30 protein-coding genes are annotated in these 25,986 nt (G+C 52.1%); 9 read left to right on the forward strand and 21 right to left on the reverse strand.

The genetic code is table 11. The annotated features are described in order from the left end of the window. Positions 1 to 24: 24 nt before the first annotated feature. Complete coding sequence (locus HCX89_RS19895) at positions 25 to 237, reverse strand: YdcH family protein (RefSeq protein WP_025011556.1); 213 nt, start codon at positions 235 to 237, stop codon at positions 25 to 27. Positions 238 to 544: 307 nt separating this feature from the next. Between HCX89_RS19895 and udp the strand changes: the two genes are divergently transcribed. Next, a complete protein-coding gene (udp, locus tag HCX89_RS19900; RefSeq protein WP_025011557.1) occupies positions 545 to 1,303 on the forward strand; it encodes a uridine phosphorylase in 759 nt (252 codons plus the stop codon). A 58-nt stretch (positions 1,304 to 1,361) separates the two neighbouring features. On the opposite strand, the gene HCX89_RS19905 is transcribed toward udp, so the two are convergent. Continuing rightward, on the reverse strand, positions 1,362 to 2,114 hold the full coding sequence (locus tag HCX89_RS19905) for an outer membrane protein OmpK (protein WP_028781368.1): 753 nt from the start codon (positions 2,112 to 2,114) through the stop codon (positions 1,362 to 1,364). Between the two features lie 412 nt (positions 2,115 to 2,526). Between HCX89_RS19905 and HCX89_RS19910 the strand changes: the two genes are divergently transcribed. The 3 genes from HCX89_RS19910 to HCX89_RS19920 are packed head-to-tail and all read left to right on the forward strand — an operon-like array spanning position 2,527 to position 4,881. Further along, entirely contained in the window at positions 2,527 to 2,988 is a 462-nt protein-coding gene (locus HCX89_RS19910; RefSeq protein WP_025888236.1) for an NfeD family protein, read from the forward strand. Positions 2,989 to 3,010: 22 nt separating this feature from the next. After that, on the forward strand, positions 3,011 to 3,937 hold the full coding sequence (locus HCX89_RS19915) for an SPFH domain-containing protein (protein WP_025011560.1): 927 nt from the start codon (positions 3,011 to 3,013) through the stop codon (positions 3,935 to 3,937). After that, positions 3,934 to 4,881: an SPFH domain-containing protein gene (locus HCX89_RS19920; protein ID WP_096141142.1), complete on the forward strand. Its 948-nt coding sequence runs from the start codon at positions 3,934 to 3,936 to the stop codon at positions 4,879 to 4,881. Before HCX89_RS19915 ends, HCX89_RS19920 begins: the two co-directional genes overlap by 4 nt. 75 nt (positions 4,882 to 4,956) lie before the next feature. Here the strand turns inward: HCX89_RS19920 and rho are convergent, their stop codons facing one another. Both rho and trxA read right to left on the reverse strand, forming a co-directional pair. Continuing rightward, positions 4,957 to 6,222, reverse strand: coding sequence for a transcription termination factor Rho (gene rho / locus HCX89_RS19925; RefSeq protein ID WP_025011562.1), 1,266 nt, complete (start codon positions 6,220 to 6,222; stop codon positions 4,957 to 4,959). A 212-nt stretch (positions 6,223 to 6,434) separates the two neighbouring features. Further along, positions 6,435 to 6,761, reverse strand: coding sequence for a thioredoxin TrxA (gene trxA, locus HCX89_RS19930; RefSeq protein ID WP_025011563.1), 327 nt, complete (start codon positions 6,759 to 6,761; stop codon positions 6,435 to 6,437). A 153-nt stretch (positions 6,762 to 6,914) separates the two neighbouring features. On the opposite strand from trxA, the gene rhlB reads away from it, so the two are divergent. Continuing rightward, positions 6,915 to 8,228: an ATP-dependent RNA helicase RhlB gene (gene rhlB / locus HCX89_RS19935; protein WP_025011564.1), complete on the forward strand. Its 1,314-nt coding sequence runs from the start codon at positions 6,915 to 6,917 to the stop codon at positions 8,226 to 8,228. Continuing rightward, the gene (locus tag HCX89_RS19940) at positions 8,229 to 9,158 is read left to right on the forward strand and encodes an exopolyphosphatase (RefSeq protein ID WP_167717159.1); all 930 of its coding nucleotides are present in this window, start codon (positions 8,229 to 8,231) and stop codon (positions 9,156 to 9,158) included. An 86-nt stretch (positions 9,159 to 9,244) separates the two neighbouring features. Here HCX89_RS19940 and HCX89_RS19945 read toward each other — a convergent pair whose 3' ends face one another. From HCX89_RS19945 to rraA, 13 genes are all read right to left on the reverse strand, one after another. Continuing rightward, complete coding sequence (locus tag HCX89_RS19945; protein ID WP_025888240.1) at positions 9,245 to 9,781, reverse strand: thioredoxin family protein; 537 nt, start codon at positions 9,779 to 9,781, stop codon at positions 9,245 to 9,247. Between the two features lie 203 nt (positions 9,782 to 9,984). Continuing rightward, entirely contained in the window at positions 9,985 to 10,995 is a 1,011-nt protein-coding gene (hemB, locus tag HCX89_RS19950) for a porphobilinogen synthase (RefSeq protein WP_025011566.1), read from the reverse strand. Beyond that, on the reverse strand, positions 10,992 to 12,893 hold the full coding sequence (locus HCX89_RS19955) for a diguanylate cyclase (protein ID WP_025888242.1): 1,902 nt from the start codon (positions 12,891 to 12,893) through the stop codon (positions 10,992 to 10,994). Before HCX89_RS19955 ends, hemB begins: the two co-directional genes overlap by 4 nt. Next, a complete protein-coding gene (locus HCX89_RS19960) occupies positions 12,886 to 13,689 on the reverse strand; it encodes a TatD family hydrolase (RefSeq protein ID WP_144224409.1) in 804 nt (267 codons plus the stop codon). The genes HCX89_RS19955 and HCX89_RS19960 overlap by 8 nt, the downstream gene beginning before the upstream one ends. Then, on the reverse strand, positions 13,686 to 14,189 hold the full coding sequence (locus tag HCX89_RS19965; protein ID WP_167717161.1) for a hypothetical protein: 504 nt from the start codon (positions 14,187 to 14,189) through the stop codon (positions 13,686 to 13,688). The genes HCX89_RS19960 and HCX89_RS19965 overlap by 4 nt, the downstream gene beginning before the upstream one ends. A 48-nt stretch (positions 14,190 to 14,237) precedes the next feature. Next, the gene (tatC, locus tag HCX89_RS19970; RefSeq protein WP_025011570.1) at positions 14,238 to 14,993 is read right to left on the reverse strand and encodes a twin-arginine translocase subunit TatC; all 756 of its coding nucleotides are present in this window, start codon (positions 14,991 to 14,993) and stop codon (positions 14,238 to 14,240) included. 10 nt (positions 14,994 to 15,003) lie between these two features. Then, positions 15,004 to 15,411, reverse strand: coding sequence for a Sec-independent protein translocase protein TatB (gene tatB, locus HCX89_RS19975; protein ID WP_028781365.1), 408 nt, complete (start codon positions 15,409 to 15,411; stop codon positions 15,004 to 15,006). Between the two features lie 6 nt (positions 15,412 to 15,417). After that, positions 15,418 to 15,663: a Sec-independent protein translocase subunit TatA gene (gene tatA, locus HCX89_RS19980; protein WP_028781364.1), complete on the reverse strand. Its 246-nt coding sequence runs from the start codon at positions 15,661 to 15,663 to the stop codon at positions 15,418 to 15,420. Positions 15,664 to 15,722: 59 nt separating this feature from the next. Beyond that, positions 15,723 to 17,372, reverse strand: coding sequence for a ubiquinone biosynthesis regulatory protein kinase UbiB (gene ubiB, locus HCX89_RS19985; RefSeq protein ID WP_144224405.1), 1,650 nt, complete (start codon positions 17,370 to 17,372; stop codon positions 15,723 to 15,725). After that, positions 17,369 to 18,001 carry an SCP2 domain-containing protein gene (locus HCX89_RS19990; RefSeq protein WP_144224403.1) on the reverse strand — a complete coding sequence of 211 codons (633 nt, stop codon included), beginning with the start codon at positions 17,999 to 18,001 and terminating at the stop codon, positions 17,369 to 17,371. Before HCX89_RS19990 ends, ubiB begins: the two co-directional genes overlap by 4 nt. A 1-nt stretch (position 18,002) precedes the next feature. Continuing rightward, complete coding sequence (ubiE, locus tag HCX89_RS19995; protein ID WP_025011572.1) at positions 18,003 to 18,758, reverse strand: bifunctional demethylmenaquinone methyltransferase/2-methoxy-6-polyprenyl-1,4-benzoquinol methylase UbiE; 756 nt, start codon at positions 18,756 to 18,758, stop codon at positions 18,003 to 18,005. 270 nt (positions 18,759 to 19,028) lie between these two features. After that, positions 19,029 to 20,051, reverse strand: a complete 1,023-nt coding sequence (locus HCX89_RS20000; RefSeq protein WP_025888250.1) for a formimidoylglutamase — start codon at positions 20,049 to 20,051, stop codon at positions 19,029 to 19,031. 108 nt (positions 20,052 to 20,159) lie between these two features. Next, on the reverse strand, positions 20,160 to 20,645 hold the full coding sequence (gene rraA / locus HCX89_RS20005; protein ID WP_025011574.1) for a ribonuclease E activity regulator RraA: 486 nt from the start codon (positions 20,643 to 20,645) through the stop codon (positions 20,160 to 20,162). A 334-nt stretch (positions 20,646 to 20,979) separates the two neighbouring features. Here rraA and HCX89_RS20010 point away from each other — a divergent pair, with 334 nt between their 5' ends. From HCX89_RS20010 to HCX89_RS20020, 3 genes are all read left to right on the forward strand, one after another. Next, positions 20,980 to 21,222, forward strand: coding sequence for a YgjV family protein (locus tag HCX89_RS20010; protein ID WP_028781361.1), 243 nt, complete (start codon positions 20,980 to 20,982; stop codon positions 21,220 to 21,222). Positions 21,223 to 21,343: 121 nt separating this feature from the next. Beyond that, positions 21,344 to 21,856, forward strand: coding sequence for a phosphatase PAP2 family protein (locus HCX89_RS20015; RefSeq protein WP_025888251.1), 513 nt, complete (start codon positions 21,344 to 21,346; stop codon positions 21,854 to 21,856). Positions 21,857 to 21,865: 9 nt separating this feature from the next. Continuing rightward, positions 21,866 to 22,960 carry an MJ1255/VC2487 family glycosyltransferase gene (locus HCX89_RS20020; RefSeq protein ID WP_167717163.1) on the forward strand — a complete coding sequence of 365 codons (1,095 nt, stop codon included), beginning with the start codon at positions 21,866 to 21,868 and terminating at the stop codon, positions 22,958 to 22,960. Positions 22,961 to 23,003: 43 nt separating this feature from the next. On the opposite strand, the gene HCX89_RS20025 is transcribed toward HCX89_RS20020, so the two are convergent. The 4 genes from HCX89_RS20025 to HCX89_RS23035 form a co-directional block, all read right to left on the reverse strand. Then, the gene (locus HCX89_RS20025) at positions 23,004 to 23,384 is read right to left on the reverse strand and encodes a gamma-butyrobetaine hydroxylase-like domain-containing protein (protein WP_025011577.1); all 381 of its coding nucleotides are present in this window, start codon (positions 23,382 to 23,384) and stop codon (positions 23,004 to 23,006) included. A 156-nt stretch (positions 23,385 to 23,540) separates the two neighbouring features. Then, complete coding sequence (fre, locus tag HCX89_RS20030; RefSeq protein ID WP_025011578.1) at positions 23,541 to 24,239, reverse strand: NAD(P)H-flavin reductase; 699 nt, start codon at positions 24,237 to 24,239, stop codon at positions 23,541 to 23,543. 65 nt (positions 24,240 to 24,304) lie between these two features. Then, complete coding sequence (ubiD, locus tag HCX89_RS20035; protein ID WP_054744491.1) at positions 24,305 to 25,786, reverse strand: 4-hydroxy-3-polyprenylbenzoate decarboxylase; 1,482 nt, start codon at positions 25,784 to 25,786, stop codon at positions 24,305 to 24,307. Further along, positions 25,783 to 25,917: a hypothetical protein gene (locus HCX89_RS23035; protein WP_256873028.1), complete on the reverse strand. Its 135-nt coding sequence runs from the start codon at positions 25,915 to 25,917 to the stop codon at positions 25,783 to 25,785. Before HCX89_RS23035 ends, ubiD begins: the two co-directional genes overlap by 4 nt. Positions 25,918 to 25,986 lie beyond the last annotated feature (69 nt).

Here is a 25,986-nt window from a genome sequence, read left to right on the forward strand (position 1 = left end):
AAGTGGCGCCCTGTCTGTTTTGGATTAACCGTTAGCTTTGAGAATGTCGTACAGCTGTTCTTTCAGCTCCAGTTTGCGCTTTTTCATCTCTTTGACTTCTTGGGTATATTCACTGGAAAGCTGCTGCTCCTTATTCTTTATCTCTTTATCCAGCAGATTGTGTTCATCAAAAAGCTTCTGAAAATGGCTATCGCTGCTCTTGAGATTGGTGATCAGATCGCGGTATTCCGGAAACATTGGCGCACTCCTGTTGGCTGGGGGATTATTGTTAACCCTAACCTGTTTGGGATGACGAATATGTGACCTTGATCAATGGAAAGATTAACCGTTTGGTGGAGGTGAGTGAGGCCTTTTACTGCTATGCTTTCGAACAATCTGTTGTAAAACCAGTCAGACAATCGTAGCAAACTTGGTAACTCTGTTACGGCTGATTATTTAATTATTGCCGTAAAATCTGTGATCAAGTTAATCTTATCCGCTTCCATACTGGGATAGAGTCTCGGTAAGACGAATTTTATAATCAAAATTGAAAGGGGTTTTCACTATGGCTGATGTATTTCACTTGGGTTTGACCAAGCAGATGTTGGATGGCGCCACACTGGCTATCGTGCCTGGCGATCCTGAACGAGTTAAACGTATCGCTGAACTGATGGACAAGCCGACTTTCCTGGCCAGCCATCGTGAGTACACCAGCTATCTGGCTTATCTTGATGGTAAGCCGGTAGTGATTTGCTCTACCGGTATCGGTGGTCCTTCGACTTCCATCGCGGTGGAGGAATTGGCGCAACTGGGGGTTAATACTTTCCTGCGTGTCGGTACCACAGGTGCAATTCAGCCTCACGTGAATGTGGGTGATGTGATTGTGACTCAGGCTTCTGTACGTCTCGATGGTGCCAGTTTGCACTTTGCGCCAATGGAGTTCCCTGCGGTGGCTAACTTCGAATGTACCACTGCCATGGTTGCCGCCTGTCGTGATGCCGGTATTGAACCACACATTGGGGTTACTGCCTCATCTGATACCTTCTACCCGGGTCAGGAACGCTATGATACCGTTAGTGGCCGGGTAACCCGCCGTTTTGCCGGTTCAATGAAAGAGTGGCAGGAAATGGGCGTACTCAATTATGAAATGGAGTCTGCGACTCTGTTCACCATGTGTGCCTCTCAAGGCTGGCGCGCCGCTTGTGTCGCCGGTGTGATTGTCAACCGTACCCAGCAAGAGATCCCCAATGAGGCAACAATGAAACAAACTGAAGTCAGTGCGGTTTCCATTGTGGTCAACGCCGCCAGAAAACTGCTGGCCTGATTAGGTAAAAATGGAAAAGGCGCTCACCGAGCGCCTTTTTAATGAACCATGACCCGGCTCAGAAATGATATTGAGCTATCACCGAATAGGTGTTCTGGTCGACACCGTCCACACCATACTTGTTCTGCCAGTAATCATACTCGATACCTACCAGAAACTTATCCTTCTTGGCTTCGCCAAAAAGCACTGCGCCCAGGTCGTATTTGATCTGGGGGTTGATATGGATATTTTCTTTATAGCCGTCTTCATCGGCGGCAAATACCCAGTCGATAAAGCCATCGAAGACAATCTTGCTGTTGCCCACGGGAATGTCCATGCGGAACACAGGAGTCAACTGCCAGCCATCGCTGATATTGGCACTGTTTTGGGCGTCACGGCGATAGGTGTTCAGCTGGAAATAGGTGAAGTAGGGCAGCTTGAGGTCCATACCTATACCGTAGAGCAGTGTTTCCACCGGGCCTTCGCCCTCTTCGAATGTCAGCGCCAGTGACAGATCTGTCACTGGGCCAAAACCCACAGGTTTGCCGAGAATTTTACCGGCGCTGAAGCGGGTAGAGATCTCACCATAGGTGGTGCTGTCCTTACCGCCATTGTGGCCGTTGAAATTGATAAAGTCCTGAAACACAAACCAATCGCCATATTTCCAACCGCCGGCGGTTTCCAGGGTAAAAGTGGTTTGCTTATCCGATGGTGCCAGGTCGTAGTCCTGGCCATAGAGCGCAGTGATATTGACATCCCACCATTGCACCAGAGGTTCGCTGAATGCTTGAGGTGAGAACAACAGAGCTGCGCACAGGCAGATTTTTTTCATCTTAGAGTATCCCTTTGGTAGAGTCAGAAGCAGTTTGCTGTTGTGCCGGCGGCTATCTGTTGGCAAAACGTTTTACCAAGGCTGAATTCTGTGATTCGATTGCCGGTCAAAAAGCCATGGCAATATAGGGAAAAACGGCGTCGGACTCAAAGCTTTTTTAACCTGTTGAAACGGTCGTTGAATAATGACATTTTTTGATTTAATTCAATTGATTGGAAAGGTAAATCAAATAATTTCCAACAGCTTTGACTCACAAAGATGTAAAGAAAAGTTGAATTTTGTGAGCTGAAAGTCATTTGGTCAGCGAATCCTGAAGGTATCAATTGATTCAAGTTGACATATTATGTCGCCAAGGGATGCAACTGCTGATATAGTGCCAAGATGGACACTTGATTTCTGGGGGGAGGGATATATGGCGTCTTCGGATCCCATGCTTTATTGGGCCTTAATCGGTATAGTGCTGATGCTGGCTGAACTGATACTGCCTGGCGGGATAGTGGTATTTCTCGGTGCAGCCTGTTTATTGGTAGCCGGGGCTATCTGGGTGGGTTTAGTCGAGGGCTGGGCACAAAGCCTGACCCTGTGGTTTATCTCCTCAATCGTCTTGCTGTTGAGCTTCAGGCAACTGACTCAACGTTTGGTGGGAGGCGACTCTCACGTTGGCAATACCGACGAGGAGCTGGATTTGTTTAATCTGCCGGCCCGGGTCAAGGAAACCATTGGGCCGGGTGAAAAAACCGGTCGCATCGAATTTCAGGGGGCGGATTGGCCCGCACTGGGAGACGGCTCGGAGATCCCGGTCGGCACCAGAGTGAAGGTTATCTGCCGCGATAATATTGCTCTGGTAGTGGAACCACTCGACGACTCTGAATAATCAATCAAGCAGGAAGGACTCTATGTTTGCATTTACCATTTTTATACTTTTTGTTCTGTTCATTCTCTATAAGCTGATGTTGATTGTGCCCATGCGTGAGGTGCATGTCATTGAGCGTCTGGGGAAATTCCGTACTGTACTGCAGCCGGGCTTTCACTTTTTAATTCCCTTCTTCGATCGAGTCGCTTATCGACACGATACCCGTGAGCAGGTGCTTGATGTACCGCCGCAGAGCTGTATTTCCAAGGACAATATCCAGCTGGAAGTCGACGGCCTGGTTTATCTCAAGGTGATGGACGGCAAGCTGGCCAGCTATGGTATTGAAGATTATCGTCTGGCGGCGGTAAACCTGGCACAAACCACAATGCGTTCCGAGATAGGTAAACTGACTCTGAGCCAGACCTTTTCCGAGCGTGATGCGCTCAACGAGGCGATTGTCCGCGAAATCGACAAGGCGTCCGATCCCTGGGGGATCAAGATGCTCAGATATGAGATCAAAAATATCAGCCCATCCAGGCATGTGATCCACACCCTGGAGAAGCAGATGGAAGCCGAGCGCCGCAAGCGCGCCGAAATCACCCTGGCCAGCGCCGAGAAAGAGGCGATGATCAACCTGTCTCAGGGTGAGCGTCAGGAAGCGATTAACATCTCAGAGGGCCAGAAACAGAAGCGCATCAATGAGGCTCAGGGTACGGCGCAGGAGATTGCGATTGTTGCCAACGCCCAGGCCGAGAGTATGGCCATGGTTGCCAAGGCGCTGGCGGTCAACGGCGGTAATGAGGCGATGAACATGCAGCTGAAAGAACAGTTTATCGAACAGGTCGGTGAGATATTGCAGAAGGCAGATATTTCCGTGGTTCCTACCGAACTGGCAAAGATGGAAGGTTTTTTCGAGGGTATTCAGCAAGTCAGCAATACTGCTGCCGGTAGCAAAGGAGCGCGCAAATGAATCTGGGACAGATAGATACCGACATGATAGTACTGGGGATCTGGGGGCTTATCTTCCTGATCTTTATCGTCAAGCTGTTTCAGTCGATTCGCTTGGTGCCAACCAAATCTGCCTATATCGTGGAGCGTTTGGGTAAATACCATATGACTCTGGATGCCGGCTTCCACGCTTTGTTGCCTTTTATCGATAAGGTCGCCTATATCCATGACCTTAAAGAAGAAACCATAGATGTGCCACCTCAGGAGTGCTTCTCCAGTGACGAGGTGAATGTCGAGGTCGATGGGGTTATCTATATTTCTGTGGTGGATCCGGTCAAGGCCAGCTACGGGGTAACCGATTATCGCTATGCGGCTATTCAACTGGCGCAGACAACCACCCGCTCTGTGATAGGCACTCTGGAGCTGGACCGCACCTTTGAAGAGCGCGACTTGATTAGTGCCAAGGTGGTAGAGGTACTGGATCAGGCTGGCGCCTCCTGGGGTATTCGGGTGCATAGATATGAGATCAAGAATATTACGCCACCGGAAACCGTGAAAAACGCCATGGAGATGCAGGTCAATGCCGAGCGTGAACGCCGGGCATTGCTGGCCAAGAGTGAAGGTGATAAGCAGAGTAAGATCAATCGTTCCGAGGGTTTGAAGCAGGAGATGATCAACCATTCCGAGGGTGAGATGCAGCGCCGAATCAACGAGGCCGAAGGTAAGGCCGAGGAGATACTGGCGATTGCCCGCGCTACAGCAGGTTCGATAGAGAAGTTGGCCGAAGTGATCGCTGCGCCCGGTGGCAAAAACGCACTGCGGATGCAACTGGGTGAGCAGTATCTGGCGCAGCTCAGTGGTCTGAGTAAGCCTGGCAGCAAGATAGTCTTGCCGGGGAATATGGTGGACTTTGAATCCTGGATGGCCTCAATCGGGCTGACGGAAGAGAAAAATCCTAACGTTTGATAATACAACTGACGGGATCAAAAAAGCCGCTCTAAGAGCGGCTTTTTTATGGTGTTAAGTTACTGAGTCAGACTATCAAGACTTAGTGCGTTTCATCGCAGTGAAGAACTCTTCATTGGTCTTGGTCATTGCCAGCTTATCGATCAAGAATTCCATCGCGCTGACTTCATCCATAGGATTGAGGATCTTACGCAGGATCCACATCTTCTGCAGCTCATCCGGTGTAGTCAGTTTCTCTTCACGGCGGGTACCACTGCGGTTGAAGTCAATGGCAGGGAACACCCGCTTCTCGGCGGCCTTGCGTGACAGATGCAGTTCCTGGTTACCTGTACCCTTGAACTCTTCGTAAATTACTTCGTCCATCTTGGAGCCGGTATCGATAAGCGCAGTGGCGATAATGGTCAGGCTGCCGCCATTTTCGATATTACGGGCTGCACCGAAGAAACGCTTGGGTCTGTGCAGTGCGTTGGCATCTACACCACCAGTCAGTACCTTGCCTGATGAAGGCACAACTGTGTTGTAAGCCCGTGCCAGACGGGTGATAGAGTCCAGCAGAATCACTACGTCTTTCTTGTGCTCAACCAGGCGCTTGGCCTTTTCGATAACCATCTCTGCAACTTGTACGTGACGGCTTGCAGGCTCATCGAAGGTGGAAGCGATCACTTCGCCCTGAACCAGACGCTGCATTTCAGTCACTTCTTCAGGACGTTCGTCGATCAGCAGCACCATCAACACCACTTCAGGGTTGTTGTAGGTGATGGACTGGGCAATATTCTGTAGCAGCAGAGTCTTACCGGCTTTTGGTGGCGCAACAATCAGACCACGTTGGCCCTTACCCACGGGTGAGCAGAGGTCCAGAATTCGGGCGGTGATATCTTCGGTGGAACCGTTACCGCGTTCCATACGCAGACGTTCTTCTGCATGCAGTGGGGTAAGGTTTTCAAACAGGATCTTGTTGCGGGAGTTTTCAGGCTTGTCGAAGTTAACTTCGTTGACTTTCAGCAGAGCAAAATAGCGTTCACCTTCTTTGGGGGGACGTATCTTGCCAAAAATAGTGTCACCCGTTCGCATGTTGAAACGACGGATCTGGCTTGGAGAGACATAAATGTCATCGGGACCGGCCAGATACGAACCATCGGCACTGCGCAGGAAACCAAAACCATCCTGAAGTATCTCCAGAACGCCTCCACCGAAGATGTCTTCACCACTCTTGGCGTGGGCTTTCAATATAGAGAAGATGATATCCTGCTTGCGGGCACGAGCCATATTCTCCAGCTTCATTTCTTCGGCCAGTGCGACTAAGTCTGCAATAGACTTGTTTTTTAATTCAGTTAAATTCATTTTTGGTGGGTCTTGTTTCACGCGACAAAGCTTACGCGCTCAATCTCTCAAATTGGACTTGATGGATGTTGATTGAACAGCGAGAAGTGGGTTAGTAGAAAGAATCTGGTTATTAAAGTAGCACTATCAGGACAGGGCGTCCAGAAGTTTAACTGAACCCGGCACATTTTTATTTCGGGGCGTGCCGGGTGTCACTTATTTGATTTGAGTGATCAAATCTGGGCGTCGATGAACTCTTTCAACTGAGTCTTGGACAGGGCGCCAACCTGATTGGCAACCAGTTCACCGTTTTTGAACAACAGCAGAGTAGGGATACTGCGAACACCGTATTTAACAGGTGAAGCGTTGTTCTGATCTATGTTCAATTTGGCGATGGTTAGTTTGCCGGCGTACTCTTCGGCAACATCGTCCAGGATTGGAGCGATCATCTTGCATGGGCCACACCACTCGGCCCAGAAGTCTACCAATACAGGCAGTTCTGATTTCAGGACGTCATTTTCAAAGCTGTCGTCGCTCAGGTACACAATTTTATCGCTCATGATGTTCTCCAGTTGGGTTGCCATTGCTGGTCTGTTAATGGCTTAACCTGTATATTGGGTTGGATTAACGGCAATTCAAGTCACCGTTTTTTTCTTGTCGCTATTTCAAACGATCGAGTATCTTATTGCAACCCTAACTGGTATGCTTGCGCTATGAGCGAAACACATTTATCCCAACAAAAATTTGCCGAACTGCCACTCCATCCTGAAGTAATTCAGGCACTTGCAGAAAACGGTTTCGAATATTGTACGCCTATTCAGGCGCTTTCCCTGCCGGTACTTTTGCAGGGCAAAGATATCGCCGGTCAGGCGCAGACAGGTACGGGCAAGACCCTGGCCTTTCTGGTAGCAACTTTTAACCACTTACTTTCTACCGACATCCCCGCAGAACGCCAACTTAATCAGCCCAGAGCCATCATCATGGCACCAACCCGGGAATTGGCGATTCAGATAGCCAAAGATGCCACCTTGCTGTCCAAACACACCAAACTCAAGGTGGGGATTGTCTATGGCGGCGAAGGCTATGATGCCCAGCGCAAAGTGCTGGACAAGGGCGTGGATATCCTGATTGGTACTACAGGACGCATCATAGATTACGTGCGTCAAGGGGTTATCAACCTCAGCGCTATTCAGGCCGTAGTGTTGGATGAAGCGGATCGCATGTTCGATCTCGGCTTTATCAAAGACATTCGCTTCCTGTTCCGCCGCATGCCGGATGCCAAAGACAGGCTCAACATGCTGTTCTCGGCAACCCTGTCGATGAAGGTGCAGGAGCTGGCTTATGATCATATGAATGATCCGGTCAAAGTCGAAATTGCACCGGAAGAGAAGACCTCAAAAAACATCAAGGAAGAGCTGTTCTATCCTTCGATGAAGGACAAGATCCCACTGCTGCTTACCCTGATTGAAGAAGATTGGCCGGATAAGGCGATAGTCTTTGCCAACACCAAGCATCAGTGTGAGAACCTCTGGGGCTGGCTCGAAGGTGATGGTCACAGAGTCGGTCTGCTGACTGGTGATGTGCCGCAGAAGAAACGTCTTAAGATCCTGGAGTTGTTCACCAAGGGTGATCTGGATATTTTGGTGGCCACAGACGTAGCGGCCCGTGGCCTGCATATTTCTGATGTGTCCCATGTCTATAACTTCGACCTGCCTGATGACTGTGAAGACTATGTTCACCGTATCGGTCGTACCGGACGTGCTGGTGCCAAAGGGGTTTCAGTCAGCTTTGCCTGTGAAGAATACGCCCTCAACCTGCCGGCTATCGAAGACTATATCAAGCACTCGATTCCGGTAACCTCTTACGATGCCGAAGCCTTGCTCGATGATATTCCAGCACCGGTTCGTATTCATCGTAAGCATGCCGGACCACGTAATACCCGTGATCGTGGCCAGGGACGTCCTCAGGGAGCCCATCGTAGCGGCGGTCGTCCGCCTCGTCACGACAGGACCCGCAGACATTCCTGAATGCCGAAACCCGCCTACGCAGCCATAACCCTTGGCTCCAATAGCTTCAATATGCTGGTTGCCCGCACTGTCGGCGGCCAGCCCAAGGTTCTCGCCAAATACAAACGTAAGGTGAGGTTGGCCGAGGGAATCGAGGCCGATGGCAGTCTCAACCTGGCGGCATTCGAACGTGGCCTCGATTGCCTGGCCATGTTTGCCAATATGCTCGTGGAGCATCAAGTCGATGATGCCAATGTGGCCGTCATTGCTACCGCAACCCTTCGCTGTATCAGCAATGCCGATGAATTCAATCGTCGTGCTTTGCAAATATTAGGTCACCCGATAGAGATCATCTGTGGTATGCGCGAAGCCGAACTTATCTATCAAGGCATGGTGGCGACCACTCATGGTGAAGGGCGACGCTTGGTGATAGATATAGGTGGCGCCAGTACCGAGTTTATTGTGGGTGACGGTGAAAAGGTGCTGTTTAAAACCAGCCTGCCCATAGGCTGTGTCACCTACAATCAATGCTTTTTCACCTCAGCTCCCCTGCAACCGCTGGACTTTGACGATGTGCGAGACAGGGTGGATCAGACCTTGGCTGAACACAAATCGATTTTGAAAGCGCTGGGCTGGCATTCGGTGGTCGGCGCTTCCGGAGCAGTGCAGTCAGTGGTTGAAGTGTTGCAACACAGGCAGGAATCGGAAACTCTGACCCTGACGGTGTTGGAATCACTGAAGCAGGAGTTGTTGGCTCAGGAGAGCCTGACTCTGAATGGGATCAGCGGTCTGTGTCCCGAGCGGGCACCGACCTTTGCATCCGGTATCGCTATTCTGCTGGCGCTGTTTGAACTGCTGGGTATTGAACGCCTGCATTTATCCGGCGGCGCTTTGCGCGAAGGGGTGTTGCAGATGTTGGCCAAAAGGCAGTCTTTAGCACCGGCACAGTAAAAAGGACCTTCACCAGGTCCTTTTCTCATTTTTGGCTGCTACGGCCCGAGTGCACCATAGGTTACCCGGCCTAGTGGCTTGAAAGATTACTTGAGGATCTTGGCCAGATCCTGCTCCAGAGAGACTTCCGGGCGTTCAACGATACGGCCAATCTCTTTGCCATCCTGAAGCACAATAAAGGTTGGGATCCGCTGGAAGTCATATTGGGCGGCCAGGCCCTCCGGATCCTGTTTCTGGCGATCTACCCCGATATAACGCACCTGGATATTAGGGTTGGCCACTTGCTCCATGATACGGATAAAGCGTGGTGTTTCTCTGTGGCAGTCCGGGCACCAGGTACCTATGATGACTACAATTTCTGTAGCTTTATCGACGGCTTTTATTGGAGCTAAGGCATCTGTCTCTACCTGATAACTCTGGTAGCCACTGCTGAATTCGGGTAATTCTGTCACCAGTTTCTGTGCTTCGACTGCGCCCGTTAAGATCACTTCCTGTTTCTCCTCGCTGCAGGTGGCGATAAAGCCTTCCTGTTTGTCTTCGAAACCACAACCGCCATTGGCCATAACCTGGCAACTGAAGAATAACGCGGTGGTGGCGAGTAACGCTTTTACATTCTGGTGCATCATACTACCTCGGGTGGGGTGACTCCATACCCTGATTCAACCATTGGTGAGGGATATGGCAAAGAGACAAACACTATGTATGTTAGCAAGATCACTAAATAATTTTGATCTGAACCAACAGGGGAGTCAGCGGGGGAATTAACTCATGCCGGGAATGGGACAAATACAAAAAAGCCGCCTTGAAGGCGGCTTTGGAGTTCAATTTACTTGGCGTCTTTTAGCCATTGGGCGGCCTGCTTGGCAAAGTAAGTGAGAATGCCATCGGCGCCTGCGCGTTTGAAGCACAGCAGGGATTCCATCACTATGGCTTTTTCTGCCAGCCAGCCGTTTTGAATTGCTGCCATATGCATGGCGTATTCACCGCTGACCTGATAGGCAAAAGTCGGCACACCCAGTTCGGTTTTGACTCTGCGCACTATATCCAGATAAGGCATGCCTGGCTTCACCATTACCATATCGGCACCTTCCTGGATATCCAGGGCGACTTCATGCAATGCTTCGTCCGAGTTGGCCGGATCCATTTGATAACTGTGTTTGTTGCCGCCTTTGAGGTTGCCGGCAGAGCCGACCGCATCGCGGAAGGGGCCATAATAGTTAGAAGAATACTTGGCGCTGTAGGCCATGATCTGGGTGTTGACATGGCCGGCGGCTTCGAGTGCCTGACGTATGGCGCCGATGCGACCATCCATCATGTCTGAAGGAGCCACCATATCGGCACCGGCAGCTGCGTGGGACAACGCCTGCTTCACCAGAATTTCAGTGGTGACGTCATTGATAATATAACCTGTCTCATCGATGATGCCGTCCTGTCCATGAGTGGTGTAGGGGTCCAGCGCGACATCTGTCATCACGCCCAGCTGAGGGAACTCTGCCTTGAGCTCACGAACGGCTCTTTGCACTAAACCATCGGGATTGTAGGCTTCTTCGGCCATCAGGGACTTTTTCTCCGCCGGCGTGACGGGGAATAGGGCAATCAAGGGGATCCCCAGCTCTACCAGCTCTTCGGCTTCCTTGAGCAGCAGATCTATGCTGTAACGCTCAACGCCTGGCATAGAGGCCACCGACTCGGTACGTTTGTTGCCTTCGAGCACAAACATGGGGTAGATGAGATCATTGACCGTCAACTGGTTTTCAGCCATCAGGCGGCGGCTGAACTCATGCTTGCGCATACGGCGCATACGACGCTGTGGGTAGGCACTGGTAATTATGTTCACTTTGGGCTCCTGGCTGGATCTGAAAGAGTATCTTGCTCGGGATCGAAGGCGTAGACCCGATCCCTGCCTGAATTCTTGGCACGATACAGCGCCTTGTCGGCTTGCTCCAGCAACTGGGTGATGTGCATGTCCGACTCTATGATGGCGACGCTGACGCCGATACTTGCCGTCAGAGGGATAGTCTGTTTATCCCAACTGACATCCAAGGCCGAGATGGCGTGACGTATCTGTTCTGCCACTCTCAAGGCCCCGCTAGTATCAGTATTGGGCAATATAATAGCAAACTCCTCACCGCCAAAACGTGATACCAGATCACTTGGACGCCTGAGGATATTCTTGAGGGTATCGGCAATACTCTTAAGGGTTTGATCGCCGGCCAGATGACCATGTTTGTCGTTAATGGTCTTGAACCTGTCTATGTCCAGCATCAGCAGTGCCAGCGGCGTCTGTTGCCGGCGGCTGATCCGCCCTTCGGCCTGCAGACGCTTGTCGAAGGTGGAACGATTTTTAACTCCGGTAAGGCTGTCTATTGTGGCCTGCTCGGTGAGCTTCTGGTTGGCTTCGTTCAGCTCTCTGAGCGCGATTTCCAGCTCCAGAGTACGCTCTTGCACCATACGCTCCAGTTTTTCGTTGCTCTCGGCTTCCATCCTCAGGGTTTCTTCCCTGGCTTCGCGGATCCGCTCTGCCTGTTTTAGGGCTTCCTGCTGAATTCTTTGCTTGGCCTTGCGCTCATCGTTGTAGCGTATTGCCAGCACTGCTGCCATAAACACCACTTCGAAAGTGAGCCCCAACAACACTGGCGTTTGTGGCATCAAGGGCAGTTTGATAAGACCCAGATACATGAGACAGGAGACGAAGATCCCCAGCGTCATTCCACTCCAGGAGACGGTGTAGAGCTTGGCGAGTTTATTGCCACGCACCGCTTGCAGGATACTGAAAATCAGCAACATCAAACTCACTGACATCACTGAGATTATCTCAATATAGATGGCGAGTGCATAATCGATAAGCACAGTCGCGAACATCAGCAGTATGGCGCAGGCCGCCGTGTAGCGACAGGCCCTCAACATGCGAATGCTGTGATATTTGAGCTGTAATACCTTCTCGGTAAAGAGGATCCCAAAGGCGATAACCAGGGGAACCAACAAAGGGATCACATACTGTTGCAACTGTGGCACATTGGGCCATAGGTAGCGAAATGCCGTGCCATTGATGCAGGCAACCAATAGGGTCATTGTGAGCACATAACCGGCGTAATAGCTGTAACTGAAGGAGCGGGTAGTCACTGCAATGAACAGTGCAAACAAGCCTATAGCGGCCAGGGCGCCTAACTGTATGCCATTGAGCATATTGCGGGTTTCATGGCTTTGCAGTAGCGCGTATGGCTCCCAAAGGTGAATAGGCAGATAGCTGCTGCCGGCCGTGGTCAGCTTCAACCAAAATTGGTGCTGTTCCTGCTGCCTGATGTCAAAGGCGTAGAGGAAGTCGGTACTCAATATGCTTCTGTGGCCAAAGGGTTGGGTATCTCCCAGAGTCAACTGACGTTTGAGACGACCATTGACGTAGTGGTAAACCTCCAGCCTGTCCATACTGGGGTTATTGAAGGCCAATATTCTGTTGAAACTGCCGGGTTCATCGGCGTAGAGGCTAAAGTTGAACCAGAGGCCATCGGTTCCCATGTCGACAAAGCTGTAGTCATTCGCTGGGTGCCAGGCTGAATCCGGCAGGTTGAGCACCTGGCTGAGGCGACTATCTGGGCCTTGCTCTGTTACTCGGGCACTGGGGCGCAAGTCCGAATCCAGCCCCTTTGAGGCTGAAACTTCGACGCTGGGCTCGGCGTTAACCGCCAGAGATAGCAAGCTACAGAAGAGCAGCAGTACAGAGTAAGCATTAGCCATGGGTGCTCTCCAGCTTAAAGAAACGCAAGCTGTTGCTATAGCACTGGCGTGCCAGACTGTCCAGCGACTGACCGCGGATGTCGGCGACAGCCTGGGCGATATAAGGCAGATATTTGGGCTCATTGCGGCCGGATTTGGGCTTGGGTCTCATGCTGCGTGGCAGTAGATAGGGACTGTCGGTTTCCAGCAATAATCTGTTATCCGGGATCAAGGGCAGGGCGTTTACCAAGTCCTGCCCCCGGCGTTCATCACAAACCCAACCTGTCACGCCCAGGTAAAGATCTCTGGCAATATAGTCCTCGGCCTGTTTGGGGCCGTCGGTAAAGCAGTGCAGTAGCGCCGCCGGTAGTGCTTCCAGATAGTCATCCAAAATAGCCAAAAAGTCATCATGGGCATCGCGCTGGTGCATCAGTACCGGGTATTGCCGTTCTGCCGCCAGTGTCAACTGGGCCTCAAAAGCCTGGCGCTGCTGCCGGCGCGGCGAAAAGTCCCTGTTGTAGTCCAGGCCGCATTCCCCTATGGCAACGACTCCAGGTTGCCTGGCCAGTTGCCTCAGTTCGGTGGCGCTCTCCGTCTGCCACTGGCTGGCATGATGGGGGTGGACACCAGCTGTGGTGTAGATTTTTTTGGGGTATTGTCGGCAAACCTGGATGCAACTTCGGCTTTCATCCAGATGGCTGCCAATAAGGATAAGCGGCGAGACACCCTGGTCCGCCGCTTCATTGATAACTCGATTGAGATCTTGTTCCAGGTGGCTGCCAATCAGATTGACAGCGATATCCAGGTATTGATTCACTGCAGACGCTTGACCCTGATAGTGCTGTTGCGCCCTTCAGTTCCCAACAGGAATGAGCCTAAGGCGGCTTTTTCGATATAAACTTTCTGCCCGGATTCCAAGCGGAAATTGCGGCTGTCGGTCTGTTTCCAAACCTGACCGTTACTGAAGCTGATCTTGAGGGCACCATAGGGGTCTTTACCGACCTCGCTGATGGTCAGGAAAATCTTCGCAACTTCGTTTTTCTTGCTGGCCTGGATAGTGGATTCCAGGTTGTCGGCACCGAAGTCGGCCACAGGATCGGCCTGGACACTCTTGGCCACAGGCGCAGTGGCAACCACTGCAGCCTCTGTAGGGGTGACTTTTGCATGGGTGACTTTGGCAGCCAGCTCATCGTAACAGATGAGCCGGTCAAGCTTGTCAGATAGGGAGGCACACTGAGCCAATTGCTGTTCTATTCCGGCCTGAGCCTGAAAACAAAGCAGTGCAGCAGTAGAGGCAGCAATCCAGGTTAAACGCATGAATATCATCCTTCTTTTATTCTTGTTTTTACCCTTGCTGCCCGCTGATTACGCTTGCTTTTCTTCGGTCTCGTCCTCGTCTGATTCATCCGAAGCCTTGCTGTAAAAACGGGCAGCCAAGAGTCCGCCCTCAAACAATAACAGCATTGGCACGGCCAGCATAGTCTGAGAAATAACATCCGGAGGTGTCAGTAACATGCCCACCACAAAAGCGCCGACAACGATATAGGGGCGTTTGGCTCTTAGGTCTTCCGGAGTGGTGACACCGGCCCAGCACAGCAAAATCACGGCGACCGGGATCTCGAATGCCAAACCAAAGGCAAAGAACAGCTTCAGAATAAAGCTCAAATAACTGCTGATATCGGTAGCAACCTGAACTCCTTCCGGAGCCACACTGGTAAAGAAGCCGAATACAACCGGGAACACCACGTAGTAGGCAAAGGCGATCCCCAAATAAAACAGCAGAGTACTGCTGAACAATAGCGGGACTACCAGACGTTTTTCATGTTTATACAGTCCAGGCGCAACAAAGGACCAGATCTGATACAGCACATAGGGCACAGCAATGAAAAAAGACAGTACCAGCGTCAGTTTAAAGGGAGCGAAAAACGGTGCGGCCACATCCGTTGCAATCATGCTGCCGGTATCCGGCAGTGACTGCATCAATGGGATCGCCATGTAGTGATAGATGTCGTTTGCCCAGTAAACCAGGGCGATAAACACGATGAGCACACTTGCTATAGCTCTGAGCAGTTTAGTGCGCAGTTCCAGCAAGTGGCTGATTAATGGCTGCTGTTGCGACATGCTTTACCCATTATTTAGTGTCAGTACCTGTCGGCTTGGGAGCCGTCTCGGTGGCAGGTGTCTTCTCCTCGACAGCGGCTTCTGCCTTGGGTGCTTCCTGGGCTGGAGATTTGCTGTCTTCAACCTGATAGGGACGGTTGACCGATTGGGCCGCCTCTCTCAGTTGGTCGATAGACTCCTGCAGTTCGGGAGACAGATTGCTGAGGCCCTTGCTCTCGGCCTTCTTCAGGTCTGCATGTAACTGCTCGATCTTGAGCTCCTGCTCAAGTTCATCTTTGACCGAATTGGCCATGCGTTTCATGGCACGGATCCAACCGGTAATTGAACGTACCGCTACCGGGAGACGTTCGGGGCCGAGAACGACCAGCCCCAATACCCCGATGAGCAGCAGCTCCATAAAGCCGATACCATCGAACATAGGGAATTACGCCTGTTCTTTGTCCTTGGACTCTGGCTTCTTATCAGCCGCCTGTGCTTTGGGGTCTGCCTGAGTGTTCTGTGCAGAAGTGTCCTCAATGGCCTTCTTGTCATCGTCACTGGACATGGCGTTCTTGAATCCCTTGACTGCTCCGCCGAGGTCGCCGCCCAGTGAACGCAGCTTCTTGGTGCCGAACAGCAGCACTACAATTAACGCGATGATGAGAAGTTGCCAAATACTGATACCACCCATGAAGGTTTCCTCTTAGATAATCTTGGTTCAATTATGAACCTTTAATTAAAATGTACTAATTAAAATTTCTTAATTTTGGGCCTGGATCGCCATCCAATAAACCACAGGATTGCTCCGGCTCCCATACTGACATAGGAAGGCCACAGTGTAGCGTCCTGACTGAGTGAAATCGTGCCACAGATCAACAAAATTGCGGATGTGATTAACAAATAATTGCTCTTGTGCGCTTTCTGCTGGTGCTTCAGATATTTGTCCAACATCTGCTGTTGAGCTCCAAGGAGATTTCGCCCCAGCTTCAGATTGTCATATATCAGCTCCGGAAACTCTGGAAGTTTATCAGACCAGAAGGGCAATTGTGTTTGCACTTTTTTGAACATTGCCTTTGGACCGACCTGTTCGGCCATCCACTGTTCGAGGAAAGGCTTGGCCGTTTGCCACAGATCCAACTGAGGATAGAGCTGACGTCCCAAGCCTTCGATATAGAGCAAGGTCTTTTCCAGCAAGACCAACTGTGGTTGTACCACTATGTGGAAGCGGCGAGCGGTACGGAACAGTTCCAGCAGCACATGGCCGAAGGAGATCTCATCCAGCGGCTTGTTGAACATAGGTTCACACACCACTTTGACTGCTTGCTCGAAGGCCTGAATGTCGGTATCGGCCGAAACCCAACCGGATTCCACATACAGCTGGGCGATACGGCGGTAATCACGATTGAAGAAGGCAAGGAAGTTTTCCGCCAGATAGCGTTTATCCGTGTCGTTGAGCGTTCCCATGATGCCGCAGTCCAGACCAATATAGAAAGGGTCTTCCGGGTGCTCGAGGGAAATAAAGATGTTGCCCGGGTGCATGTCGGCGTGGAAAAAGTTGTCGCGAAATACCTGGGTAAAAAAGAGTTCCACCCCACGCTCGGCCAGTAGCTTGAGGTTGGTACCCTGGGCCTTGAGCGCGGCAACGTCCGAAACCGGGATCCCCTCGATGCGCTCCATCACCATCAGCCTTGGATAGCACAGTTCCTCATAAACATAGGGAATATAGAGAGCGTTGGAGTCGATAAAATTGTTGCGCAGCTTGACCGTGTTGAGCGCTTCCAGTTTAAGGTTGAGCTCTCCCAGAATGGTAGTGCGGTAGTCTTCCACCACTTCGGCCGGGCGCAGGCGATTATCCGGGCCGAGAATGGTTTCCAGCAGATTGGCACTCTGGCTCATCAGCTGCAAGTCGGCGAGAATGTTTTGCTCTACATTGGGGCGTAATACCTTGAGAACCACAGGCTTGCCGTTGGACTTGAGCGTTGCCGTGTGCACTTGAGAAATTGATGCCGAGGCCAGCGGGGTATCGTCAAAGTCGTCAAACAGGGTTTCTATGGGGGCCTTGAGTTCGGCTTCAATGGCTTCCCGCGCCAGCTTGGAGTCAAATGGTGGGACTCTGTCCTGCAACATGGCCAATTCATGGGCCCAGTCATCGCTGAGCAGATCGCGACGGGTGGAGAGCATCTGGCCGAACTTGATATAAACCGGCCCCAACTCTTGCATGGCCAGTTTCAGCCGTTCACCACCGGCCTTGGATTTATGTTTGTTTCGCAGCCAGAACAGACTACGGCGCCAGAGTTTGAAGTACCAAGGGGTCAACTTTTTCGGCAACAGCTCGTCCAAACCATAATGCAGGGCAATGCTGATAACCTGATATCCTCTCTTGATACTGGCGAAACTCATGGGCTTTTCTTGTCCTTCAAATTGGCGAGTCGTTGTTCCAGAGCGTCCGTGGCGGCCGCAAGCTCGTCAATTTTGTCGCAATGGTGAATAAATTCAAGCCGATGAGGGGCTAATCTGTACTCTTCGGTGGTTAATTGCGCCAGATGGGATTGGGTCTTGTTAAAAACCCGGCTTAAATCTGCCTTGGCTCGCTGCAGACCACTTAACAATATATGAGTCGGGGCATCGCCCAGATACCGGGACAAAGGCTCGGCAAAGTCGAAGCTGACCTGCTGCAGAAAATGGCTGAATGTTTGCAGCAAGGCGAGTTCCCCTTCGATTACCAGCTTATCTTGTTTGATAAGCTCGGTGAGGCTTTCGCCTTCGCCCAGGCGGTAGAGGGTGGTGGCATCGGCCTTGACGGTAACCGCTGCCTCACCTTCATAGCTGGAAAGCACCTGAATTTTCTTGGCAAACACTAAATAAAGCGGCCAGTTCAGTTGACTGAGTTGCAGACACAGGACTTTACCGTGCAGCGATTTCAACCGGGCATATTCGCCCTCGGCTTGGTCGGTGACTTTCTCTAGCGCCATCTCCAGAGCGGCGCAGCACAGCAGCCGCCACTGGGATGTCAGGCTCAGCTCATTCATCTCAGAACTTATAGCCTCGGTGCAGAGCCACTACGCCGTCGGTCATATTGATGTAATCCACCTGCTCCAGGCCGGCATCCTGCATCATCTGTTTCAGGGTTTCCTGATCCGGGTGCATACGGATGGACTCGGCCAGGTATTCGTAGCTGTCGGCATCTTTGGCAACCAGCTGACCCATCTTGGGCAGGATCTTGAACGAATACAGATCGTAGGCCTTACGCATGATCTCATGCTGTGGCTTGGAAAACTCCAATACCAACAACTTACCGCCTGGCTTGAGCACACGTTGCATGGAGCGCAGCGCCGCGTCTTTGTCGGTCACATTACGCAGGCCGAAGGCGATGGTGATGATATCGAAGTGATTGTCAGGGAAGGGCAGTGCTTCGGCGTTGGCCTGTACATAACTGACGTTGCCCACTATGCCCTTGTCGCGCAGCTTGCTGCGACCGACTTTGAGCATGGAATCATTGATATCCGCCAGGATAACCTGACCCTTGTCACCCACCAGGTGAGAGAACTTGGCGGTCAAATCACCGGTACCACCGGCCAGATCCAATACCTTCATTCCCGGACGGGCACCGGCGCACTCAATGGTGAAGCGTTTCCAGAATCTATGGATACCAAAAGAAGCAACATCGTTCATGATGTCGTATTTAGTGGCAACGGAATGGAAGACTCCGGCTACCAGGTCGGCCTTCTTATCGGCTTCGACAGTTTTATACCCGAAATGTGTACTCTTTGGTGAGTCTTCAGACATCAGTGTATTCCTATGACTAGCTCGTATTGCAGCGAGTGTAAGCTATTGGTACAGCTTGCTGAATCTTTGCGCGGCCAAGCTGTGATCGCCGCAGTAAAAAATGCTGTTGGCCCCCAGGCCAGACTGCGCATTAGACCACAATATCCGCCGGGGGTGAATAGCCCCAGCCGCCATAGCATTCCCTATTGCGGCTGAACCTAGCTGAGCCGTCCTGCCTATTTGGGCACGGGCAAGCTTGGCGGTGCTAAAGCGAAAAGAGTGTGGCAGTGTTCAGACCTGTTTGGCCTGTAGATAGGCGTAAATCAGTTCGGCAAGGCACTGACCTACGGCCTTGTAGCCGGCGGCTAAACCTGCGTCGTGGCATGCCGGGGCGCCTTCGGCCAGATGCAGATAAACACTTGGGGTGTGGCGCGCCATATGGCTGACGTAATGTGCCGCATCCAACAACGGAATACCGGCAACGGTTGAGGCACTGGATGGCATCTGGGTTATGGCATCCAGATCCAGCTCTATGGCGACCGGTAGACCTGTATGACGCAGCTGGCGGGCAATGTCGCTCAGTGCCTGTTCTAAACTCAGCTCGCGACGTACCCAAATCTGCTGCAGGCTGTGCCAACTGCCTCCAAATGCCGTAAGTTGTTCCAGATTGGCTTCACTGTTTTTCAGTTCATGCAGCCCGAGCACGTGATAATGCCCCAGGGCGCCGTTGGCCGCGGCATAACTGAAACCATTGCCACTGTGGCGGCCTTCACGCAACCTGAAGTCTGAATGAGGATCCAGATTGACCGCCGCCAGCGGCTTGGATAATGCCGCCCGGGCGGCGCTGAGTAAGCCAAAGGCGTTGTTGTGGCCACCGCCGATGACGATGGGCTCAAGCCCGGCGGCAAAAACCGGAGTCAGGGCTTCGATGACCTGCTGATCCAGAGACTCCACCTCTTGTCTGAGTTGCTGACAATCATTGGCAGCATTGGCAACCGGGGTGATTTCCCCCAGCAGCAGGCATTCTTCACCACTTAAAAAGCGGTTGGACTGCAGATTAAGCAGCGCCGGCAACATGGCGGCAAAGGCCTGGTTGGCACCGCCTTGCCCTAGATTAGCCCTGGGCCCAAGGTCCTCCTTGATTCCGATAATGGCAAAACGGGCGCCTGCGGCTTTGGCCTGGGTCAGTGCATCCATATAGCTTGCCGCGCCTGGCAGCAGGCGCACTTTCTGACCCAGACGGGTTTCACCTTCTCTGGGGCTGAAAGATTGAGCCAGCTTGGCTTGCGTGATGGGGGAGAGCGGCAGTTCCATAGAATATCCCTTTCTCTGACGGGGCAAGAATAGCCTCTATTCTGGCCGAGGCTGAGCAAAAGGCAACAAAAAAGCCGGCAGAGGCCGGCTTTTGTGCAGAGGTCGTTATCAGTCGATATCCAAAGGCTCGGGAGAAAGAATCACCCCAGTGTTATCGGCATAGATATGATCGCCAGGCAGGAAGGTGACGCCACCGAAGTTCACCGGAATGTCCACTTCACCAATGGCATTGCCATCGGCACCAACAGGAATGGAGGCCAAAGCCTGGATACCTATATCCAGCTCTTCGAGGGCATCGACATCGCGCACGCTACCGTAAACGATAATGCCTTCCCAGTTGTTGTTGACCGCAACCTCGGCAATCGAGGCATCGATCAGCGCCCGGCGCAGAGAACCACCACCGTCTACCAGCAGAACCTTTCCTTCGCCATCGTCCTGCAATACATCGAGAATGAGGCCGTTGTCTTCGAAACATTTGATGGTGCTAATGGAGCCGCCAAATGAACTACAGCCACCGTAGTTGCTGAACATGGGCTCGACGACATCGACAACATCCAGGTACATGTCACAAAGTTCTGAGGTGTTGTATTCCATATTTACACTCCTGTTGAACCGCAGGGTCTGACAAGACCGCGGGATAACGCACTAAGTGCCAGTATATAAGGGATTCTTGAAAAGAAAAGTGTTATCAATCACGGTATTGCTGGATTTTCTCTCCGTTAACATTTGCGTGGTAATATTTCGTAACTCCTGTCTATATATGCAGCGTTTTTTGATGCAGCTCATTAAATAACGTATTTTTATTACAACTCTGTTGTGACTTTTGTTAGCATTGGCACCATTCAAACTTACTTAACTTTAACCTGCTTTAGGGGCATGGATCCCCCGTCAGGCTTATGGACGGCAGAGGGCCTTAATGAGGTGCCTTATGGAAGCTCTTAACACAGTTGAAATCGTTGGCTATTTTGCCTCCATCATGGTGGCCATTTCACTGATGATGAAGGACATTATCTGGCTGCGTTGGATCAACTTTACCGGTTGTACCCTGTTTGTGATTTACGGTGCAGCTATTTCTGCCTGGCCGGTAGCGGGGATGAACGCCTTTGTGGCTTGTATCAACATCTATCATTTGATCAAAATCTATCGTGGCCGGGCTACTGTCACTGCCTGATGTCATAAAAGCTTAGGGCAGGTGTCACCTGTCCGTCACACCCCTTGACTAGGCTCTTTACTGCTACACAGAACGGAGCCCTTGACCCGGCTCCTTACTGTCCACAGAAGGAGCCTCAGCCATGTTTACCTACCTTGCTGAACTCGATCTTCGAACCTTTCGCGCGCTGACACAATTTGGCCGCAAGCATGATCTGGAAGCCAGCGCCCTCAAGTTTTCTGCATCGGGTAATGGTCCGCTCTACCTGTGTCTGGCGCTGCTTATGTTGCTGGAGCAGGATGGACAGCGCTTCTTCGCTTTGTTGCTGTTGGCGTATGCAGTGGAATTGCCTTTGTACCTGTTACTCAAAAATGCCATTCGACGTAAACGCCCATGTCATCAGGTTCTGGTGGGCTTCAGGGCCAGCTTTGAGCCCTCTGACAAATTCAGTCTGCCGTCCGGCCATACGGCGGGTGCCTTCGTGTTCGCCAGTGCGGTATGGCAAATTTACCCGCAGCTGGCAGTGCCGGCATTTATCTGGGCTGGCCTGGTTGGGGTTTCCAGGGTGTTTCTCGGTGTTCACTACCCTCTCGATATCTTGGCCGGTGCCCTTTTGGGCAGCAGTGCCACTCTCATAGCAGTAGTTTGGATATAAGGACTATCAATGCGGATACTTTACGGCGTTCAGGGCACAGGGAATGGCCATTTGAGTCGCGCCAGAGTAGTAGCCAAAGCCTTGGCAAAGCACGATATTCAGGTTGATTATTTCTTCAGTGGTCGCAAGCCGGAGCAGTTTTTTGATATGCAGGCCTTCGGCGATTACCGGGTCTGTGCCGGGCTGACCTTTGTGACTCAAAAGGGACGGGTTAGCATCCCCAAGACACTGATGCACAATTCCGCCATTGAGCTTTGGCGGGACATTCGCGAGTTGGATCTCAGTGGCTATGATCTCTTGCTCAATGACTTTGAGCCAGTTTCGGCCTGGGCCGCCAGGCGTCAGGGGGTGCCCAGCATAGGCATTAGTCATCAGGCTTCCCTCAAATACCCTGTGCCCAAAGTAGGAAACTCCTGGTTCAACGACTGGTTGCTGGAAAACTTTGCTCCCGTGGATCAGGCATTGGGGTGTCACTGGCATCACTTTGGCTACCCAATATTGCCGCCCTTTGTCGATGTCAGCCGCTGCGCCGTGGAACATTTGCACGATATTTTGGTGTATCTGCCGTTTGAGAGCCCACAAGCTATTGCCGAATTGTTGCACCCTTTCCATGACTACCGTTTTATGGTGTATCACAGCCAGGCGGCGCCAGTTGCTTTATCTGAGCATATTCTGTGGCATGGTTTTGATCGTGAAGGCTTCAAGGCCGATCTCGCCAGTTGCGGTGGGGTGATAGCCAATGCCGGATTTGAACTGGCCAGTGAAGCCCTGACCCTGGGTAAAAAGCTCTTGGTTAAACCCTTGCTTGGGCAGTTTGAACAGCTGTCGAATGTGGCCGCGCTGGAGCTGCTGGCAGCGGCCGACAGCATGATGACGCTGGAGCCGCAAACGGTGAAACGTTGGCTCAAACGGGGTAGCCCTGAGCCGATTAACTACCCGGATGTGGGCGATCTGCTGGTGCCTTGGCTGTTGGCCGGCAATTGGCAGGACAGCCAATCGCTGTGCCGGGAGCTGTGGCAGCAGGTGACATTACCCGACACCTGGTTTTCCAAGCAGGATGCCAGGGCGCTCAGCGGGCTGCCTTTGGGCTCGCTGATCCGCTAGCAAAGGTACGAATAAGTCCTCGTGGAATTTGTTCGCACCTTCCTCAGTTATATTTGATATTCATGCTGATCAGGGCTTCACGACTGCCCTTTTCGGCACGCAGCCTAGCCAGATATTGTTCCCAGAGTTCGGTGTGTTGGGTGCAGAGCTGGTGCAGTATCTGCCAGGAATAGAGGCCGGTATCATGGCCGTCGTCGAAGACCAGCTTCACCGCATAATTGCCGACCGGCTCAATGGCGCTGATGTTGACCTCTTTTTTGTGAGTCACCAGCTTGGGGTTGCCATGGCCGTGTACTTCGGCCGATGGAGAGTGAACCCGCAGAAATTCGCAGCTCAGCTGATACTGACTGCCATCATCGAAGCCTATCTCGAGCAGTTTGGATTTACGCTTCAGTTTCAGTGATGTGACTTGAGGATGACTCATGGGAACTCCATTGTGTCCGGGGTTTCTGTGTATCTGTTTATTCTATGTCAGAGCGCTGGGACTGTGCACCCCGGTGGATGAGAGCTGACACACATTAATGGTGGCAAAAAATAGCGGCCGCTGGCAGCGGCCATTATTGGATAATGATGAAGACAGTTATTTGATAAAGGCGAAGGCATCGCCGTAGAGGTGGGCTTCATCCAGTCCCATCTCGCGGAACAGCTCCCGCGCGGCACCGACCATGTCGAAACGACCGGCAATATAGATGTCATAGCCCACCAGGCTGACAAAGTCCGAGCGTATCTGCGCCAGCAGATTGGCCTGTTTCCCTTGCCAGTCGGCCTCGGCCTGTTCTACTACCGGCACGAAGTGCAACCAAGGGTGCGCTTGATGCCACTCTCTGGCGATGGCTTCGTAGTACATGGCTTCAGGATTGCGGCAGCCCCAATAGAGCAGGGTTTCAACCTTTTGCCCCAGGGCGATTTGCTGCTCTACCAGGCTCTTGATATAGGAGAAGCCTGTACCACCGGCAACCAGCAGTCTGGGCCTGATACTCTGGTGTCTGAGGAAGGCTTCGCCGCCCGGAGCTTCGATATCGATATGGCTGTTGTTTCTCAGCCGCTCGACCACTTGCATGGGATAGCTCTCGCTGACGGCTGCGCCTATGTGAAGTTCTATGAGTTCGCTGCCGGGAGCCGAAGCTATGGAGAAGGGACGCTTGTCTTTCTCACCCATTACCACACACAGGTATTGACCGGCCTTGAACTCCAGCGGTTTTTCGGGGCGCAGCAATACTTGGTACACAGCGTCATTGAATGGGGCAACTTTCTCTATCTTACAGCGGATGCTATTCATCGAACTTCCTTTTTACCTCTCTGTTGAAGGCTTATTTTAATAATGGCTAAAGCAGTTATTGCGGATTATAGGGTAGCTTGGTCTTCTATGCCCAACTGCTCCCAAATCTCGTCCACTCGCTGTTTAACCTCTTGGTCCATCACTATTGGGGTGCCCCATTCGCGGTTGGTTTCACCTTCCCACTTATTGGTGGCATCCAGGCCCATCTTGGATCCCAGTCCCGCCACGGGGGACGCGAAATCCAGATAGTCAATGGGTGTGTTGTCTATCATCACAGTGTCGCGGCTGGGATCCATCCGGGTGGTTATGGCCCAGATAACGTCCTGCCAGTCGCGGCAATTCACGTCTTCGTCGACTATGACAATAAACTTGGTATACATAAACTGACGCAGGAAAGACCAGGCTCCCATCATCACCCGCTTGGCATGGCCGGGATATTGTTTGCGGATGGAGATCACCGCCATCCGGTAAGAACAACCCTCCGGTGGCAGGTAAAAGTCGACGATTTCCGGATACTGCTTGCGCAGGATAGGAACGAAGACCTCATTGAGGGCAACCCCGAGCATGGCCGGTTCATCCGGTGGTCTTCCCGTGTAGGTGCTGTGGTAGATGGCGTCTTTTCTGTGACTGATATGGGTCACGGTAAACACAGGGAAACTGTCGGTTTCATTGTAATAACCTGTGTGGTCACCGTAGGGGCCTTCCACCGCCATCTCTTCGGGATCGATATAACCTTCGAGAATGATCTCACTAGTGGCAGGCACTTCCAGATCGCAACTCAAGGCCTTGACCACTTCGGTGCGCTCACCGCGCAGCAGTCCGGCAAAAGCATATTCACTCATGGCATCGGGCACTGGAGTGACGGCGCCGAGAATAGTGACAGGGTCGCTGCCCAGAGCCACTACCACAGGATATTTTTCACCTGGGTGCTGCTGCTTGAAGTCGGCAAAGTCCAATGCCCCGCCTCTGTGTGACAGCCAGCGCATGATCAGCTTGTTTTTGCCCAGCAGTTGCTGGCGGTAGATCCCCAGATTCTGGCGTTTCTGTCTCGGCCCTTTGGTGATGGTCAAACCCCAGGTTACCAGCGGTGCAACATCGCCGGGCCAGCAGTGCTGAATGGGCAGTGCGGTCAGGTCGACCTGATCGCCTTGCAACACCACCTCCTGGCAAGGGGCGTTACGCACTGTCTTGGGCGGCATGTTCAGCGCTTGTTTGAACATGGGGATCTTGGCAATGGCATCCTTGAAGCCCCTGGGTGGCTCGGGCTCCTTGAGAAACGCCAGCAATTCGCCCACGTCACGCAGTGCCATGGGATCATCCTTGCCCAGCGCCATGGCGACTCGCTTCGGAGTACCGAAGAGATTCACCAGCACGGGCATCTGTTTGCCCTTGGGATTTTCAAACAGCAGGGCCGGGCCACCGGCACGCAGCACCCGATCGGCTATTTCGGTCATTTCAAGATAAGGATCAACCGGATAGCTGATACGCTTGAGTTCACCCTGACTCTCGAGGTGATCGATAAAACTGCGTAAATCCTTAAAACTCATGTGGAAATAGCCTCGCTGCCGAATGCATTAATGGCGCGCACTATAGCATTAATCCCGGCAGCGGTTAACTGCTGTCGCATGGGGGAGCAGAGACAAACAGGCGCCCCTTGGCTGAATGCACGCTGAGTCATCTTTATCTCTCCTGCGATTCACTGATGAATCCGGGCGCCAGCCGTAGTAGCATGAAAGCTGCGGGCCTT

Origin of the sequence: Shewanella sp. Iso12, from assembly GCF_012030025.1 — a bacterium.
In the GTDB taxonomy this organism is placed as follows: Bacteria; Pseudomonadota; Gammaproteobacteria; order Enterobacterales; family Shewanellaceae; genus Shewanella; species Shewanella algae.